Source organism: Phenylobacterium sp. (assembly GCF_046291545.1).
In the GTDB taxonomy this organism is placed as follows: Bacteria; Pseudomonadota; Alphaproteobacteria; order Caulobacterales; family Caulobacteraceae; genus Phenylobacterium.
In genome coordinates, this window is record NZ_JBKBSM010000016.1 from 1 (window position 1) to 13,483 (window position 13,483).

The window sequence follows — 13,483 nt, forward strand, 5'->3', positions numbered from 1 at the left end:
CGGCGCCGCTGACGTTCCCGGCCCCCGCGGCCTCGACCCCGGCGGCCCCGCCGGCCCCGGTCGCGCCGCCCGCCGTGGCCACGCCCGACGCCGCGGCGCAGACCGCGCCCATGACGCCGGCGGATTCGGTGGTTCCGGGAGCCGAGACGGCCCCCACCCCGTAGTCCCCGATTCGATCCACAGGAAAGCGCGGTCTCCGGCCCCGGAGGCTGCGCTTTCCGCGTGCGGTCAAACAGCTCCTTAACCCAAAGATGCGACCTTCAGACGCATGACGATGGGAGCTGTCGGGGGGTCCGCGCGCCAGCGCGGCCTTGGATACAAGTTGCCCGCCCCCCTGGCGGCCGTCGCCGTGGGGGCGATGCTCGTGTTCGTGCTGAGCCTGGCGCTCTGGGCGCGGGAAGTCGACATCGGCGCACGCATGCGGGAGGAAAACCTCGTCCAGAACGGGGTGATCAGCCGCATCCGCGAGGTGGAGCGCACCATCTTCCCCCAGACCAACTGGGACGAGGCGGTGCTGCACCTGGACAACCGGTTCGACCGCGACTGGGCGCGCGACAACCTTTCCGCCTTTCTGGGCCAGGCCGGCGAGTTCGAGGCGATCTTCGTGATCGACGGCGCCGACCGGCCGATCTACGCCAGCCGCCAGGGCGACGACGCGCCGCTGGCCCTGTTCGACGACTACCGCGGCGCCGAGGGCCTGGTGGCGGACGTGCGCGACGCCGAGCGTCGCCGCGGCCCGGTGTCCGCGCCGGCCGAGGGCGAGCCGCGGCGGCTGCTTTCGCGCCCGATCCAGGCCAGCGGCCTGCTGGTGGTGAACGGCCGCCCGCGGCTGGTGACCGCCTCGCTTGTGCAGACCGACTTCGGCACGGCCGCCCCGCGCGGGCCGCGGGCGCCGATCGTCCTGACCGCCGCGCCCCTGGAGACCGCGATCCTGGCGCCCATGCGCGAGCGCTTCCAGTTGACCGGCCTGTCGGTGGCCATCGACCGCCCCCCGGCCCATCGCGACGGCAAGGCGGCCGCGACGTTCCACACGCTGCGGGGCGGCCCCAACCTGACCCTGGTGTGGAGCCCCCGCCGCCCCGGACTGGAGCTGCTGAAGGCCGCCATCGCCCCGGTGGCGCTGGTGATCCTCGCCTTCGGCGCCGTCGGCGTGCTGATGGTGGCGCGCGCCCGCCGGGCGGCGCTGGACCTGCTGGCCAGCAACCGGGCCCAGAGCGAGTTCCTGGCCAACATGAGCCACGAGATCCGCACGCCGCTGAACGGGGTCGTCGCCGTGGCCGGAGCCCTGGAGCGGACCGACCTGACCGAGCGGCAGGCCGAGCTGGTGCGCATCATCCGCAGCTCGGGCCAGACCCTGGAGCGGCTCCTGTCCGACGTGCTGGACCTGTCCAAGATCGAGACCGGGGCGGTGACGATCGAGCGCGAGCCCTTCCACCTGGGCGAGGCGGTCCGCGCGGTGGCCGCCCTCAGCCGGCCCCGGGCCGAGGAGAAGGGCGTAGACCTCTGCGTCGAGATCGCGCCGGCCGCCGAACGGCTGGTCATGGGCGACGTGGTGCGGGTCAAGCAGGTGGTCACCAACCTGGCCTCCAACGCCGTGAAGTTCACCGAGGCGGGCCGCGTCGTCCTGCGGGTGCTGGCCGGCCGCGGCGCCGAGACCTGGCGCATCGAGGTGGAGGACACCGGCGTCGGCTTCGATCCGGCCGACAAGGCCAGGATCTTCGGCCGCTTCCAGCAGGCCGACGGCTCGGTCACCCGCCGCTACGGCGGCACCGGGCTCGGCCTTTCCATCTCGCGCCAGCTCGCCGAGCTGATGGGCGGGACCCTGGATTGCGACAGCCGGCCGGGAGCGGGCTCCATCTTCACCGTCGACCTGCCCCTGCCCCATGTGGAGGCCGCGCCCGCCCCGCCGCCGCGGCCCTCGGCCCTGGCGCCGGACCGGCTGGAGCCGGCCGCCCCGGCGCCGCATCCCACCGCCGCGCCCGCCCCGCCCGCGGCGGCCGCCCAGGCGGAACCGGAGGAGGTCGCCGAACGGCGCCTGCGCGTGCTGCTGGCCGACGACCATCCCACCAACCGCACGGTGGTCGAGGTGCTGCTGTCGGACCTGGACCTCGACCTGGTCAGCGTCGAGAACGGGCTTGAGGCCTGCGAGGCCTTCGAGGCCGACCGCTTCGACGTGGTTCTGATGGACATGCAGATGCCGGTGATGGACGGGCTGAACGCCGTGCGCCGGCTGCGCACCTACGAACGGCGCACTCGGGCCGAGCCGGCGCTGGTGGTGATGCTGACCGCCAACGCCATGCGCGAGCATCAGGAGCTGAGCCTGGCCGCCGGCGCGGACCTGCACCTGTCCAAGCCGATCGAGGCTGCCAAGCTGTTCGCCGCCCTGGAGGCGGGCCTGGCGCGCACGGCGGCCAGCGTGGCTGCGGCCATCTGAAGCACCCGGCGGGCGGCGGCTTGTCGCAGCTTCCAGCGACTCAAGGATTGGTTAAGTGTTGCCCCAGCACCCTTCGTGGTTGAATGGGAGGGCTTCCATGAAGAAATCGATGATGAGCCAGGAGGCCGCCGAGTGGGCGTCCGCCGCCCTGGTGTTCGTCTGCGGCGCGACCGCGGGCCACTACGCCCAGGCGGGCATGAACATGACCCAGTGGGCCGGCGCGGTCGTCGCCGTGCTCGGCTCGATCACCGTCGCGGTCGCCGTGCGGGTGTGGCCGGAAAAGACCGCGTCTCAGAAAGCCGAACGCGACTGAGCTTCGCGCGGCCAGGCGCTAGTCCGGACGGACATCGACGCCCAGGGCGCCCAGCAACAGGTGCTGCTGGGCGGCGGTGATCTTCAGCCCCTGGTGCGAAGCGAGCGCAGTCAGCGCCATGCCGTCGATCGCCGCGCCGCGCAGGTCGGCGTAGGCCAGCTTCGCCCCCACGGTGAGGGCCTGGTACAGGTCGCAGCGCTTCAGGTCCGCCCCTTCCAGGTCCGCCTCGCTGAGATCGGCTTCGCGCAGGGACGAGCCGGCGAAGTCGCAGCCTGACAGGCGCGCCTCCGACAGGTCCGCAAGCGCCAGGTTGCAGTCGCGGAACACCGCCGCCGTGCGCACCACGTTTCGGCCGAAGGCGCGGCTGAAATCGGTCCGGTGGAAGCGGGCGCCCAGCAGGTTGGTCTGGGCCATCTCCACGCCGTAGAGGCTCGAGCGGTCGAAATCGGCGAAGGACAGGTCGCAGCGGAGGAACCGCGCCTCGTCCATGCGGCAGAAGGCGAAGGCGTCGCCGGCGTGCTCCTCCGGATCGGTCAGGACGCAGTCCTCGAACACGGCCTCCCGCAGGTCCACGTGGGCGAAGCGGCAGCGCACGAAACGGCACCCCTTGAACCGCGCGCCCGACAGCAGGGTGGCGGTCAGCTGGCCGTCGGCGAGGGTGCAGTCCTCCAGCGACAGGTCGGACAGGTCGCGCTCGGCCCAATCGACCGCGGACAGATCGGCGCCGACGAGGCTCGCACCGGCGCTCGGCTCAGGGACATCGGCCATGCTGGGTCCTTCGCGTTGAGCGCCGCAGAACAGGCCCTTGCGGGGCGGAAGGCAAGCCGCAGGCCAGTGACGTCGCGTCACCGTTGCGCCCGCGCGCCGGGCCGGGGATGGTGTCGCCCGCCCTTTCGGAGACAGCCATGACCCAGACCGACACGCCCGCCACCCAGTCCGCCGACCAGGGCCTGCACCAGACCCTCGGCCAGGTGCGGGTGGTGGAGATGGCGAACGGGCGGGCGGTGATCGAATACGAGGCCGGGATGCACATGTGCCATTCCGGCGGCGTGGTGCAGGGCGGCTTCATCTGCGGCTGGATCGACGCGGCCATGGCGCACGCGGCGATGAGCCAGGCGGGCATGGAGGTGACTCCGATGTCCCTGGAGCTGAAGGTGAGCTTCTTCGCCCCCGCCCGGCCCGGCCGGGTGATCGCCGAGGGCTGGATCGAGCGGGCCGGCCGCTCCACGGCCTTCCTCGAGGGGCGCCTGCTGAACGCCGCCGGCGAGGTGCTGGCGCGCGCCAGCTCCACGGCCCGCCTGATGCCCCGCGCCCAGGTGGAGGCCCGGGCCCGGGCCTCGGCCGAATAGCGGCGGCGGGAACCTCCTCGTAACCCAGATCTGCGAAAAGGCACGCAGAACGGCCCGACCGGCCGTCGCGGACAGGAGCCAGGACATGGCCCGCCTTCGCACCTCGACCCTGGGCTGGCGCCGGCGCCCGGTGCTCAGCCGGCTCGCCCGTTCTGCCCCGAGCCTGGTGATGCTGGGCGTGCTGGCGACGGGAACCGTGGCCGGCGCCGTAGGCAAGCTGGCCGAGGCCTTCGCCCCCCGCGCCGTCAGCCAGGCCGAGCAGGACGCCGACCGCCGCCGCGCCTGAACCGGGCCGCCGGCCGCCTAGTCCCGGCGCATGTTCTCGCTCATCCGCGCGAAGGCGGCGTTGATCTGCGCCGCCAGATTCCGGTCGACCTCGGAGTCGGCGAGCGCGCGCGCCATCGCCTCGCGCCATTGGCGGGCGGTGGCGGCCGTGATCCCGAAGCGCGCGTGCAGGCTCATCATGCAGACGCCGGGATGGTCGGCGAACCAGTCGCGGGGGCCGCCGAGCCAGCCGTTCAGGAATCCGGCGAGGGAAGCGCGCATGGGCGCCAGGTCCGGCGCGTGCATGGCCCGCAGCTCGGCGTAGGCCGGGTCGCTCTCCATCAGGTCGTAGAAGCGCTCGACGACGCGCCGCACGGCGGGCGCGCCGCCGATCAGCTCATAGGGCGGGGCGCTCATGGCGGGCTCGCGGCTGGATCGGGGCGGCGAAGCTGGCGGACGCCGCCCCGCCGCGCCTTGTTCCAGATCAATGCGGCCCGCTCAGGACTTGAGACGCCAGCCGGTCTGGAAGATCCGCCAGATCGCGACCAGGCACAGGGCCATAAAGCCGAAGGTGGCCAGCAGGCTGAGGCCCACCGCCACGTCGGACGTGCCGTAGAAGCTCCAGCGGAACCCGCTGATCAGATAGACTACCGGATTGAACAGGGCGACCTTCTGCCAGAAGGGCGGCAACATGCTGATGGAGTAGAAGCTGCCGCCCAGGAAGGCGAGCGGGGTGACCACCATCATCGGCACGATCTGCAGCTTCTCCCAGCCGTCGGCCCAGAGCCCCAGGATGAAGCCGAACAGGCTGAAGGTGAGCGAGGTCAGCACCAAGAACGCCGCCATCACCAGCGGATGGGCGATCTCGAAAGGCACGAAGATGCGCGCGGTCGCCAGGATGACCAGACCCAGGATGATCGACTTGGAGGCGGCGGCGCCGACATAGCCGATGATGATCTCCAGGGCCGAGATCGGCGCGGAGAGCACCTCGTAGATCGTGCCGGAGAACCTGGGCATGTAGATGCCGAACGAGGCGTTGGAGATGCTTTCGGTCAGCACCGACAGCATGATGAGGCCAGGCACGATGAAGGCGCCGTAGCTGACCCCGTCCACCTCGGCGATGCGCGAGCCGATGGCCGCGCCGAACACCACGAAGTAGAGCGAGGTGGAGATCACCGGCGAGGCGATCGACTGCACCAGGGTGCGCCAGGTGCGGGCCATCTCGAAGCGGTAGATCGCCCGGACGGCGTGGACGTTGACGGGAAGGCTCATGCCCGCGACCTCACCAGGCTGACGAAGATCTCCTCCAGCGAGCTCTCGCGCGTCTGCAGGTCCTTGAAGTCGACGCCGGCGGCGGTGAGCCGGCGCAGGAGCTCGCCGATGCCGGTGGTCTCGGCCTGGGCGTCGAAGGTGTAGACCAGGGCTTCGCCACCCTCGGCCAGTTCCAGGGAGAAGTCGGACAGGCCCTGGGGAATGGCCTGCAGCGGGCTCTGCAGGTGCAGGGTGAGCTGGCGCTTGCCCAGCTTGCGCATCAGGACGTGCTTGTCCTCGACCAGGATGATCTCGCCGCGGGAGATGACGCCGATGCGGTCGGCCATCTCCTCGGCCTCCTCGATGTAGTGGGTGGTCAGGATGATGGTGACGCCGGTCTCGCGCAGGCGGCGGACCATCTCCCACATGTCGCGGCGCAGCTCGACGTCGACGCCGGCGGTGGGCTCGTCGAGGAACAGGATGCGCGGCTCGTGGCTGAGGGCCTTGGCGATCAGCACCCGCCGCTTCATGCCGCCCGAGAGCGCCATGATCCGCTCGTCCTTCTTGTCCCAGAGGGACAGGTCGCGCAGCAGCTTCTCCAGATAGGCCGGGTTCGGCGGCTTGCCGAACAGGCCGCGGCTGAAGGAGACGGTGGCCCAGACGCTCTCGAAGGCGTCTGTCGACAGCTCCTGCGGCACCAGGCCGATCAGCTCGCGCGCGGCGCGGAAGTCGCGGACGACGTCGTGGCCGCCGGCCCGGGCTGCGCCGCTGGTCGGATTGACGATGCCGCAGAGGATGCTGATCAGCGTGGTCTTGCCCGCGCCGTTCGGCCCCAGGAGGGCGAAGATCTCGCCCTCGCGGATCTCCAGGTCGACGTTCTTCAACGCCGTAAAGCCGCCGGCGTAGGTCTTGCCGAGGCCGCTGACTGATATGATCGACTGCACGGCTCCCCCGGTCCGGCTTGTGGAAGCCGCAAGATGGGGATGCGGCGCCGCTTGGGCTAGGGCCGCCCGTCGTAATGAGGGATCGGGCCCAGTTGCGGGGTCATGTCGTCGGACAGATCGAGCATGACGTCGTCCACGAAGCACCAGCCCCAGCCCTCCGGCGGATCATAACCCTCGACGATCGGATGGCCGGTGGCGCGGAAGTGGGCCGTGGCGTGCCGGTTGGGGGAATCGTCGCAGCAGCCGACGTGGCCGCAGGTCCGGCACAGGCGCAGGTGGACCCAGCGCGAGCCGGTCCTGAGACATTCTTCGCAGCCCTTGGCGCTGGGCGTGACCTGGCGGACGGAGCCGAGGTGAGTGCAGCTCATCAGACCCTCGTGGGTTCAGGTTCGGCGACGGCGGGCGCCCGCGGCGCGGCGACGGGCGCGCCGCCGTCGGCCAGGTAGGCGTGAATGGCGGCGACCACCTGGGCGCCCTCGCCCACCGCGGCGGCCACCCGCTTCACCGATCCGGCGCGCACGTCGCCGATGGCGAAGACGCCGCGGCGGCTGGTCTCCAGCGGCCGGCGGCCGGCGCCGACCTCGGCCCCGGCGCGCACGAAGCCCTTTTCGTCGATCTCGATGTCGCAGCCGGCCAGCCAGGCGGTGTTCGGCTCGGCGCCGATGAACAGGAACAGGCGCTTCAGCTCGCGGCGGGTCTCCTGGCCGGTGCGCCGGTGGCGCCAGCGCACGGCGGCGAGGCAGTCGTCGCAGCCTTCCAGCTCGACCACCTCGCTCTCGGTGACGACCTCGACGTTGGGCAGGCTGCGGATGCGATCGACCAGGTATTGCGACATGCCGGCGGCCAGGTCCGCCGAGCGCAGGATGAGCCAGACCTTGGCGACCTGGGAGGCCAGGTAGACCACCGCCTGGCCGGCGGAATTGCCGCCGCCGACCAGCGCCACCTCCTGGCCGGCGCAGAGCGCAAGCTCCAGGGGCGTGGCCCAGTAGTGGACGCCGCCGCCTTCGAACAGCGCCAGATTGTCCACGTCCAGGCGCCGGTAGCGGGCGCCCGAGGCGATCACCACCGAACGGGCCCGGGCGGACTCGGCGCAGCTCAGCTCCAGGCGGAAGGCGCCGTCCTCGCCCTTGCAGTCCAGCCGCTCGACGCTGTCGGGAATGGCGATGTCCGCGCCGAACTTACGCGCCTGGTTGTAGGCGCGGCCCATCAGCGCCATGCCGCTGATGCCGGTGGGAAAGCCGAGGTAGTTCTCGATGCGCGCCGAGGCGCCGGCCTGGCCCCCGAAGGCGCGGGTGTCGAGCACCAGGGCCGACAGCCCCTCGGAGGCCGCGTAGACCGCGGCCGCCAGGCCGGCCGGGCCGGCGCCGACGATGGCCACGTCGTAGAGCTTGTCGGGATCGACCCGCTGGACCAGGCCGATGCACCGGGCGAGCTCGACCTCGGACGGATTGCGCAGGATCTCGCCGCCGGGACACAGGACAATGGGCAGTTCGTCCCGGCTGACCGCAAAGCGCTGGAGCAGCGCCCGGGCGGCCTCGTCGCGCCGCGGGTCCAGGCCGAAGTGCGGATGGCCGTTGCGCGCCAGGAAGCCCTGCAGGCGCACCACGTCCGAATCATCGGCCTCGCCCACGATGATCGGCCCCGCGCCCGCCTCGATCAGGCTGACCCGCCGCAGGATCAGGGCGCGCATGATCCGCTCGCCCATCTCCGCCTCGGCCACCAGCAGCGCGCGCAGCCGCTCGGGCGGGATCACCACCGCCTCGACCTCGGTGACCGCGCGGCCGTCGACCAGGGTCGGCTGGCCGGAGAGCTGGGCCACCTCCGCCAGGAACTGGCCCGGCCCCTCCTCGGCGATCGGAGCGTCGTGGCCGTCCGCGTCGCGCCGGGAGACGGCCACGCGGCCCGACAGGATCACGAACATGCCGTGCCCGCCCTGCCCGGTGCGGAACAGGGCCTCGCCCGCCGCATAGGTCCGCACCGCCCCGAAGCGGCGGACCCGAGACAGCTCGTCCCCGGAGAGCACGGGAAACATCTGGTCCCTGCGGGTGTCGAGGATTGTGGACGGCATGGCGCTCAACCTAGCGCAGATGGACCATGCCGCGTCGTGAAATCCACGCGACAGTGCGCCGGCGGCGCCGATTTCTTTCCAGCGATCAAGAGCTGCGCCGATTGATCGCATTGACGGCTAAGACTAGTTTGCGCCGACCGAAAGATGACGCCTGGGGGTTTGAAATGCGTGCCTTTTCCGTCGCGGCCATGGCCATGGGCCTCGCCGCCACCTTGATCACCGCCACGCCGGCGAGCGCCCAGTTCGGGATGGACAAGAAGCAGCCGAAGAACGCGGCGACGCCGGAGCTTCCGCGTTGCGCCCGGCCGCTTGGCACGGCCGCCGTGCAGGAGCCGGAGAACCGCTGGTGGACGGAACTGGGCCTGTCCAACCCTGAGGCGCTCCTGAAGCTGTTCGCCGCCCGCTCGGGCTGCCTGCGGATCGTCGACCGCAACGCGGGCCTGGCCATGCGCAGCCAGGAGGCGGCCCTCGGCGCGTCCGGCGACCTGCGCCGCGGCTCCAACGTCGGCAAGGGCCAGGTGGCCGCCGCCGACTACTTCATCATCCCAGACATCGCCAACTCCGACTCCAACACCGGCGGGGCGGCCCTCGGGGCCATCGCCGGTTCGGTGCTGCCCGGCGGCTTCGGCGCCCTGGCCGGCGGCCTGCGCACCAAGAAGGCGCAGGCCCACACGCTGATCACCCTGGTGGACGCGCGCACGACCGAGCAGGTCTATGTGGCCGAGGGCGTGGCCCAAAAGACCGATCTCAGCTTCGGCGGCGGCGCCGGCGGCTTCGGCACCACCGGCTTCGGCGCGGCGGCCGGCGGCGGCTACGCCGACACCGACATCGGCAAGGTGATCACAGCGGCCTACTTCAACGCCTTCGTCGACCTGGTGAACTACATGCAGGCCGGCCAGGTGGCGACCGGCGCCGAGGCCTCGGCCAACGCCGGCATCCAGGCCTACACCGCCACCCAGAACCTGATCCTGCGCAAGACGCCCTCGACCAGCGCCCCGCAGGTGCGCACCTTCGCGCCTGGCGACCTCGTCTATCCCACCGGCCAGAAGAACGGCATCTGGTGGGAAGTGGACGACGAGAACGGCAACCGCGGCTGGGTCTCCTCGGCGTTCATCACGCCGCGCGGCTGATCGGACGCAACGGGGAACGGCCGCCCCGGTCAGGGGTTGAAGGACGGATACATCCTTCAACCCCGGAGCCGGACATGAGCAGCAAGCCCCTCGATCGCGCCACCGTTGAGCGGCGCCTGTGGAACGACCTCCAGAGCCACCAGATCGGCATGCTGGGGGTGGCCGACCAGGCCCCCCGCCACATCCAGCCGATGACCGCCTTCGCCGAACCGGACCAGGGCGAGCTGTGGTTCTTCAGCCGCAACGACACCGACCTGGTGCGCCGCATCGAGGACGGGTCGCCGGCCCTCTTCGTCTTCCAGACCAAGGACATTCAGGCCTGCCTCACCGGCGACCTCGTCGTGCGCCATGACGATGCGCGGATGGACAAGTACTGGAACGCGGTGGTGTCGGCCTGGTACCCCGAGGGCAAGGACGACCCGCACCTGACGATGCTGCGCATGCGCGTCGCGGACGCGGAGGTGTGGCTCAGGGAGGCCGGGCCCGTCCGCTTCGCCTGGGAGATCGCCAAGGCCAACGCCCGGCGCGAGATGCCCGACCTCGGCGAACGGGCGCACCTGCGCTTCCAGTAGTCCTGCGCCCCTAGAGCGGGAACTCCAGCCGTGCGGTGACCCCGCCTGGGCCGTTGGACAGGGAGAAGCGTCCCCGCACCTGGCTGGAGAGGCTGCGCACCAGCCAAAGGCCGAACCGCTCGTGCGGGGCGTCGCCGAGGAAGCCGGAGCCGTCGTCGACCACGCTCAGCACGCAGTGATCGGCCTCGCGCCGCAGGCCCACGACCACCTGCCCGCCCCCGCCGAACGGACGGCCATGGGACAGGGCGTTGAGCACCAGTTCCTGGACGATCAGGGCCAGGGTCGAGGCGGCGCTGTCCGGCGCGAGGATCGGCTCGGCTTCGACCAGGATCTCCGGCGCATTTGGGCCGTGCCGGCGCCGCCAGATGGGGGCCATCTCCACCAGCCAGGCGGCGAGGTCCACCCCGTCGTCGCCGATGCGCCGGCGCTCGAGCACGCCGATGAGGCTGATCGCCTCGGCCATCCACAGGAGCTGGCGCGCCGTCTCGGGATCGCTGGACCGCTGGCTGCGCAGCCGCGCGAGGGCGGCGAGCAACTGCTGGTGGTTGGCCATGCGGTGGCGCGTCTCGGACACGCCGGGGGCCTCGGGCTTCGTCATGACGGCCGCTTGGGCGTTGCGTCCGGTCGGACAGGGTTTCACCGGACAGGCGCTAGATAGCAGCGATTCGCCGGCTTTGGGCTGCGGGAGATCAGCGCACGTAGCTGGCGCCGTTGATGTCGAGCACCGCCCCGGTCATCGAGGCCGGGGCGTCCAGGGCGAGGAAGGCCGCCGCCGCCGCCACCTCCGCCGGCTCGGCGACGCGGCCGAGGGGAATGTCGGCCAGCAGCCGCTCGCCGCCGCGGCTGGCCAGGTAATCCTCGGCCATGCCGGTCATCACGAACCCGGGACAGATGGCGAAGGCCAGGATCTGCTCGGCCGCATAGCCGCGGGCGATGGACTTGGTCATGCCGACCATTCCGGCCTTGGAGGCGGCGTAGTGCCAGTGCGCCGGGGAATCCCCGCGGTAGGCCGCCCGGCTCGCCACATTGACCAGCCGCCCCGGCGCGCCCCGCCCGCGCCAGTGCAGCACCGCGCGGCGGCTGAGGTCGGCGGCGGCCTGCAGGTTGATCTGCATCGTCCGGTCCCAGCCGTCCCGCCAGGCCTCGTCCGGGGCGTCCACGGCCACGGCTTCGAACACGCCTGCGTTGTTGACCAGCACGTCGATGCGCCCGTCCAGCCGCTCCAGGGCGCGGACCCACAGCGCGTCGGCCTCGCCGGGGACGGAAAGGTCGGCGCCGACCCCCCCCGGGCCGTCGGCGCGGCCGTGGCCGACGATCCTCGCCCCCCGCGCGTGCAGCGCCTGGACGATTGCGGCGCCGATGCCGCGGGTGGAGCCGGTGACGAGGACGTGGGGCGCGTGCGTGGTCATGCTCCGTCGTTGAGCCGAGTCCGCGGCGCGCGCCAGGGGCGTTCACGCTGCGTCAGCCTGTACGGCGGCGGTGCTTGGGCTATCGTTGCGACAAGCGGCGCCCGCCCCGGCGGAGACGGCCGCAGATGCGGGAGGATGGCGATGACGACGCACCATGCGGCGCCGATGAAGCGCGGACGGGCCTGAGCATGTATCTGGCCGACCACGCCCGGGAGACTCCCGACAAGCCCGCCCTGATCAGCGCCGACACCGGAGCGGTCGTCACCTTCGCCGAGCTCGACGAGCGCTCGAACCGCATGGCCCGGTTCCTCTACGCCCAGGGGCTGCGCCGGGGCGACCACATCGCCGTCCTGATGGAGAACAACCTGCGCTTCATGGACCCGGTCTGGGCCGCGTTCCGCTCGGGCCTCTACGTGACCACGATCAACCGCTACCTGCCTCCGGACGAGGCCGCCTACATCGTCGGCGACTGCGGGGCCAAGGCGCTGATCACCTCCTTCGCCAAGCGCGACACCGCCGCGGGTCTCGCCGACCTGATCCCCGACTGCCCGATCCGGCTGATGGTCGGCGGCGCCATCGAGGGCTGGGATTCCTATGAGGACGCCCTGGCCAGCGCGTCGCCCGAGCCCCTGGCGCAGGAGTGGATGGGCGATTCCATGCTCTACAGCTCCGGCACCACCGGCCGGCCCAAGGGGATCCTGCGTCCCCTGCCCGAGCAGACGCCGGCCGAAGGCTTCGCCCAGCGCCAACTGGTCAACCGCTACGGCCTGACGCGGGACAGCGTCTACCTGTCGCCCGCCCCGCTCTACCACGCCGCGCCGCTGGCCTATGTGCTGAGCGTGCAGTCGTTCGGCGGAACCGTGGTGATGATGGAGCGCTTCGACGCCGAGCAGGCGCTGGAGCTGATCGAGCGCTACGGGGTGACCCACAGCCAGTGGGTGCCCACCATGTTCGTGCGGATGCTGAAGCTGCCGGAGGCGGCCCGCCGGCGCCATCGCCTGTCGAGCCACAGGGTGGCGATCCACGCGGCCGCTCCGTGCCCGGTTGAAGTCAAGCGGGCGATGATCGAGTGGTGGGGGCCGATCCTCTACGAATACTACGCCGGCACCGAGGGGTCGGGCTCGACCTTCATCACCAGCGAGGACTGGCTGAAGCACCCCGGCTCGGTCGGCCGCGCGGCGCTGGGGGTGCTGCACGTCTGCGACGAGCAGGGCGAGGAGCTGCCGACCGGCGAGACGGGCCTCATCTATTTCGAGCGCGAGGCGCCGACCTTCGAGTACCACAACGACCCGGCCAAGACGGCGGCGGCGCGCCACCCCAGGCACCCCAACTGGAACGCCCTGGGCGACGTGGGCTACCTGGACGAAGAGGGCTATCTCTACCTGACCGACCGCAAGGCCTTCATGATCATCTCGGGCGGGGTTAACATCTATCCGCAGGCGATCGAGGACGCCCTGGTGACCCATCCCAAGGTCGCCGACGTGGCGGTGTTCGGCGTGCCGGACCCGGAGATGGGCGAGGCGGTGAAGGCGGTGATCGAGCCGGCTCCCGGACATGCGCCCACCGACGAGCTGGCCGCCGAGCTGATGGCCTACGCCCGCCAGCGCCTGGCCCACTACATGGCTCCGCGCTCCATCGACTTCATCGAGGAGATGCCCCGCCTGCCCACCGGCAAGCTCTACAAGCGCGTGCTGCGCGACGCCTACTGGCAGGACCGCAAGATCTAGGGGCGGCTCGGCGCTACGGCGA

General features: G+C 71.5%; 16 protein-coding genes. 7 read left to right on the forward strand and 9 right to left on the reverse strand.

All coding sequences use genetic code 11. The annotated features are described in order from the left end of the window. Nucleotides 1-181 (reverse strand): hypothetical protein (locus ACK4YQ_RS18380; protein ID WP_409613414.1); only part of this gene is annotated, 181 nt, incomplete at its 3' end. Nucleotides 182-322: 141 nt separating this feature from the next. Here ACK4YQ_RS18380 and ACK4YQ_RS18385 point away from each other — a divergent pair. Then, nucleotides 323-2,434, forward strand: coding sequence for an ATP-binding protein (locus ACK4YQ_RS18385; RefSeq protein ID WP_409613416.1), 2,112 nt, complete (start codon nucleotides 323-325; stop codon nucleotides 2,432-2,434). A gap of 97 nt (nucleotides 2,435-2,531) precedes the next feature. Next, complete coding sequence (locus tag ACK4YQ_RS18390) at nucleotides 2,532-2,747, forward strand: hypothetical protein (RefSeq protein ID WP_409613418.1); 216 nt, start codon at nucleotides 2,532-2,534, stop codon at nucleotides 2,745-2,747. Between the two features lie 18 nt (nucleotides 2,748-2,765). On the opposite strand, the gene ACK4YQ_RS18395 is transcribed toward ACK4YQ_RS18390, so the two are convergent. Continuing rightward, entirely contained in the window at nucleotides 2,766-3,515 is a 750-nt protein-coding gene (locus ACK4YQ_RS18395) for a pentapeptide repeat-containing protein (RefSeq protein WP_409613420.1), read from the reverse strand. 137 nt (nucleotides 3,516-3,652) lie between these two features. On the opposite strand from ACK4YQ_RS18395, the gene ACK4YQ_RS18400 reads away from it, so the two are divergent. Together ACK4YQ_RS18400 and ACK4YQ_RS18405 are read left to right on the forward strand one after the other, a co-directional pair. After that, the gene (locus tag ACK4YQ_RS18400) at nucleotides 3,653-4,096 is read left to right on the forward strand and encodes a PaaI family thioesterase (RefSeq protein ID WP_409613422.1); all 444 of its coding nucleotides are present in this window, start codon (nucleotides 3,653-3,655) and stop codon (nucleotides 4,094-4,096) included. 85 nt (nucleotides 4,097-4,181) lie between these two features. After that, on the forward strand, nucleotides 4,182-4,382 hold the full coding sequence (locus ACK4YQ_RS18405) for a hypothetical protein (protein WP_409613424.1): 201 nt from the start codon (nucleotides 4,182-4,184) through the stop codon (nucleotides 4,380-4,382). A 17-nt stretch (nucleotides 4,383-4,399) separates the two neighbouring features. On the opposite strand, the gene ACK4YQ_RS18410 is transcribed toward ACK4YQ_RS18405, so the two are convergent. The 5 genes from ACK4YQ_RS18410 to ACK4YQ_RS18430 all read right to left on the reverse strand — a co-directional run bounded on the left by ACK4YQ_RS18410 (nucleotide 4,400) and on the right by ACK4YQ_RS18430 (nucleotide 8,623). Next, on the reverse strand, nucleotides 4,400-4,777 hold the full coding sequence (locus tag ACK4YQ_RS18410) for a group II truncated hemoglobin (protein ID WP_409613425.1): 378 nt from the start codon (nucleotides 4,775-4,777) through the stop codon (nucleotides 4,400-4,402). 81 nt (nucleotides 4,778-4,858) lie between these two features. Further along, nucleotides 4,859-5,632, reverse strand: coding sequence for an ABC transporter permease (locus ACK4YQ_RS18415; protein ID WP_409613427.1), 774 nt, complete (start codon nucleotides 5,630-5,632; stop codon nucleotides 4,859-4,861). Further along, the gene (locus ACK4YQ_RS18420; RefSeq protein WP_409613429.1) at nucleotides 5,629-6,555 is read right to left on the reverse strand and encodes an ABC transporter ATP-binding protein; all 927 of its coding nucleotides are present in this window, start codon (nucleotides 6,553-6,555) and stop codon (nucleotides 5,629-5,631) included. Before ACK4YQ_RS18420 ends, ACK4YQ_RS18415 begins: the two co-directional genes overlap by 4 nt. Before the next feature lie 56 nt (nucleotides 6,556-6,611). Beyond that, the gene (locus ACK4YQ_RS18425; RefSeq protein ID WP_409613431.1) at nucleotides 6,612-6,923 is read right to left on the reverse strand and encodes a UBP-type zinc finger domain-containing protein; all 312 of its coding nucleotides are present in this window, start codon (nucleotides 6,921-6,923) and stop codon (nucleotides 6,612-6,614) included. Then, nucleotides 6,923-8,623 carry an FAD-dependent oxidoreductase gene (locus ACK4YQ_RS18430; protein ID WP_409613432.1) on the reverse strand — a complete coding sequence of 567 codons (1,701 nt, stop codon included), beginning with the start codon at nucleotides 8,621-8,623 and terminating at the stop codon, nucleotides 6,923-6,925. The genes ACK4YQ_RS18425 and ACK4YQ_RS18430 overlap by 1 nt, the downstream gene beginning before the upstream one ends. A 164-nt stretch (nucleotides 8,624-8,787) precedes the next feature. Between ACK4YQ_RS18430 and ACK4YQ_RS18435 the strand changes: the two genes are divergently transcribed. Next, complete coding sequence (locus tag ACK4YQ_RS18435; RefSeq protein WP_409613434.1) at nucleotides 8,788-9,753, forward strand: SH3 domain-containing protein; 966 nt, start codon at nucleotides 8,788-8,790, stop codon at nucleotides 9,751-9,753. A 74-nt stretch (nucleotides 9,754-9,827) separates the two neighbouring features. Continuing rightward, on the forward strand, nucleotides 9,828-10,325 hold the full coding sequence (locus ACK4YQ_RS18440; protein WP_409613435.1) for a pyridoxamine 5'-phosphate oxidase family protein: 498 nt from the start codon (nucleotides 9,828-9,830) through the stop codon (nucleotides 10,323-10,325). A gap of 10 nt (nucleotides 10,326-10,335) precedes the next feature. Here the strand turns inward: ACK4YQ_RS18440 and ACK4YQ_RS18445 are convergent, their stop codons facing one another. Both ACK4YQ_RS18445 and ACK4YQ_RS18450 read right to left on the reverse strand, forming a co-directional pair. Continuing rightward, complete coding sequence (locus tag ACK4YQ_RS18445) at nucleotides 10,336-10,923, reverse strand: ATP-binding protein (RefSeq protein WP_409613436.1); 588 nt, start codon at nucleotides 10,921-10,923, stop codon at nucleotides 10,336-10,338. 91 nt (nucleotides 10,924-11,014) lie between these two features. Continuing rightward, nucleotides 11,015-11,734: an SDR family NAD(P)-dependent oxidoreductase gene (locus ACK4YQ_RS18450; RefSeq protein WP_409613437.1), complete on the reverse strand. Its 720-nt coding sequence runs from the start codon at nucleotides 11,732-11,734 to the stop codon at nucleotides 11,015-11,017. A 188-nt stretch (nucleotides 11,735-11,922) separates the two neighbouring features. Here ACK4YQ_RS18450 and ACK4YQ_RS18455 point away from each other — a divergent pair, with 188 nt between their 5' ends. Next, entirely contained in the window at nucleotides 11,923-13,461 is a 1,539-nt protein-coding gene (locus tag ACK4YQ_RS18455; protein WP_409613438.1) for an acyl-CoA synthetase, read from the forward strand. Nucleotides 13,462-13,483 lie beyond the last annotated feature (22 nt).

What these genes read in the sequence shown, in the direction of transcription:
- ACK4YQ_RS18450 (WP_409613437.1), bottom strand. Translation starts at nt 11,734, where the DNA reads ATGACCACGCACGCGCCCCACGTCCTCGTCACCGGCTCCACCCGCGGC.
- ACK4YQ_RS18455 (WP_409613438.1), top strand. Translation starts at nt 11,923, where the DNA reads ATGTATCTGGCCGACCACGCCCGGGAGACTCCCGACAAGCCCGCCCTG.
- ACK4YQ_RS18390 (WP_409613418.1), top strand. Translation starts at nt 2,532, where the DNA reads ATGAAGAAATCGATGATGAGCCAGGAGGCCGCCGAGTGGGCGTCCGCC.
- ACK4YQ_RS18400 (WP_409613422.1), top strand. Translation starts at nt 3,653, where the DNA reads ATGACCCAGACCGACACGCCCGCCACCCAGTCCGCCGACCAGGGCCTG.
- ACK4YQ_RS18440 (WP_409613435.1), top strand. Translation starts at nt 9,828, where the DNA reads ATGAGCAGCAAGCCCCTCGATCGCGCCACCGTTGAGCGGCGCCTGTGG.
- ACK4YQ_RS18425 (WP_409613431.1), bottom strand. Translation starts at nt 6,923, where the DNA reads ATGAGCTGCACTCACCTCGGCTCCGTCCGCCAGGTCACGCCCAGCGCC.
- ACK4YQ_RS18430 (WP_409613432.1), bottom strand. Translation starts at nt 8,623, where the DNA reads ATGCCGTCCACAATCCTCGACACCCGCAGGGACCAGATGTTTCCCGTG.
- ACK4YQ_RS18395 (WP_409613420.1), bottom strand. Translation starts at nt 3,515, where the DNA reads ATGGCCGATGTCCCTGAGCCGAGCGCCGGTGCGAGCCTCGTCGGCGCC.
- ACK4YQ_RS18435 (WP_409613434.1), top strand. Translation starts at nt 8,788, where the DNA reads ATGCGTGCCTTTTCCGTCGCGGCCATGGCCATGGGCCTCGCCGCCACC.
- ACK4YQ_RS18410 (WP_409613425.1), bottom strand. Translation starts at nt 4,777, where the DNA reads ATGAGCGCCCCGCCCTATGAGCTGATCGGCGGCGCGCCCGCCGTGCGG.
- ACK4YQ_RS18445 (WP_409613436.1), bottom strand. Translation starts at nt 10,923, where the DNA reads ATGACGAAGCCCGAGGCCCCCGGCGTGTCCGAGACGCGCCACCGCATG.
- ACK4YQ_RS18405 (WP_409613424.1), top strand. Translation starts at nt 4,182, where the DNA reads ATGGCCCGCCTTCGCACCTCGACCCTGGGCTGGCGCCGGCGCCCGGTG.
- ACK4YQ_RS18415 (WP_409613427.1), bottom strand. Translation starts at nt 5,632, where the DNA reads ATGAGCCTTCCCGTCAACGTCCACGCCGTCCGGGCGATCTACCGCTTC.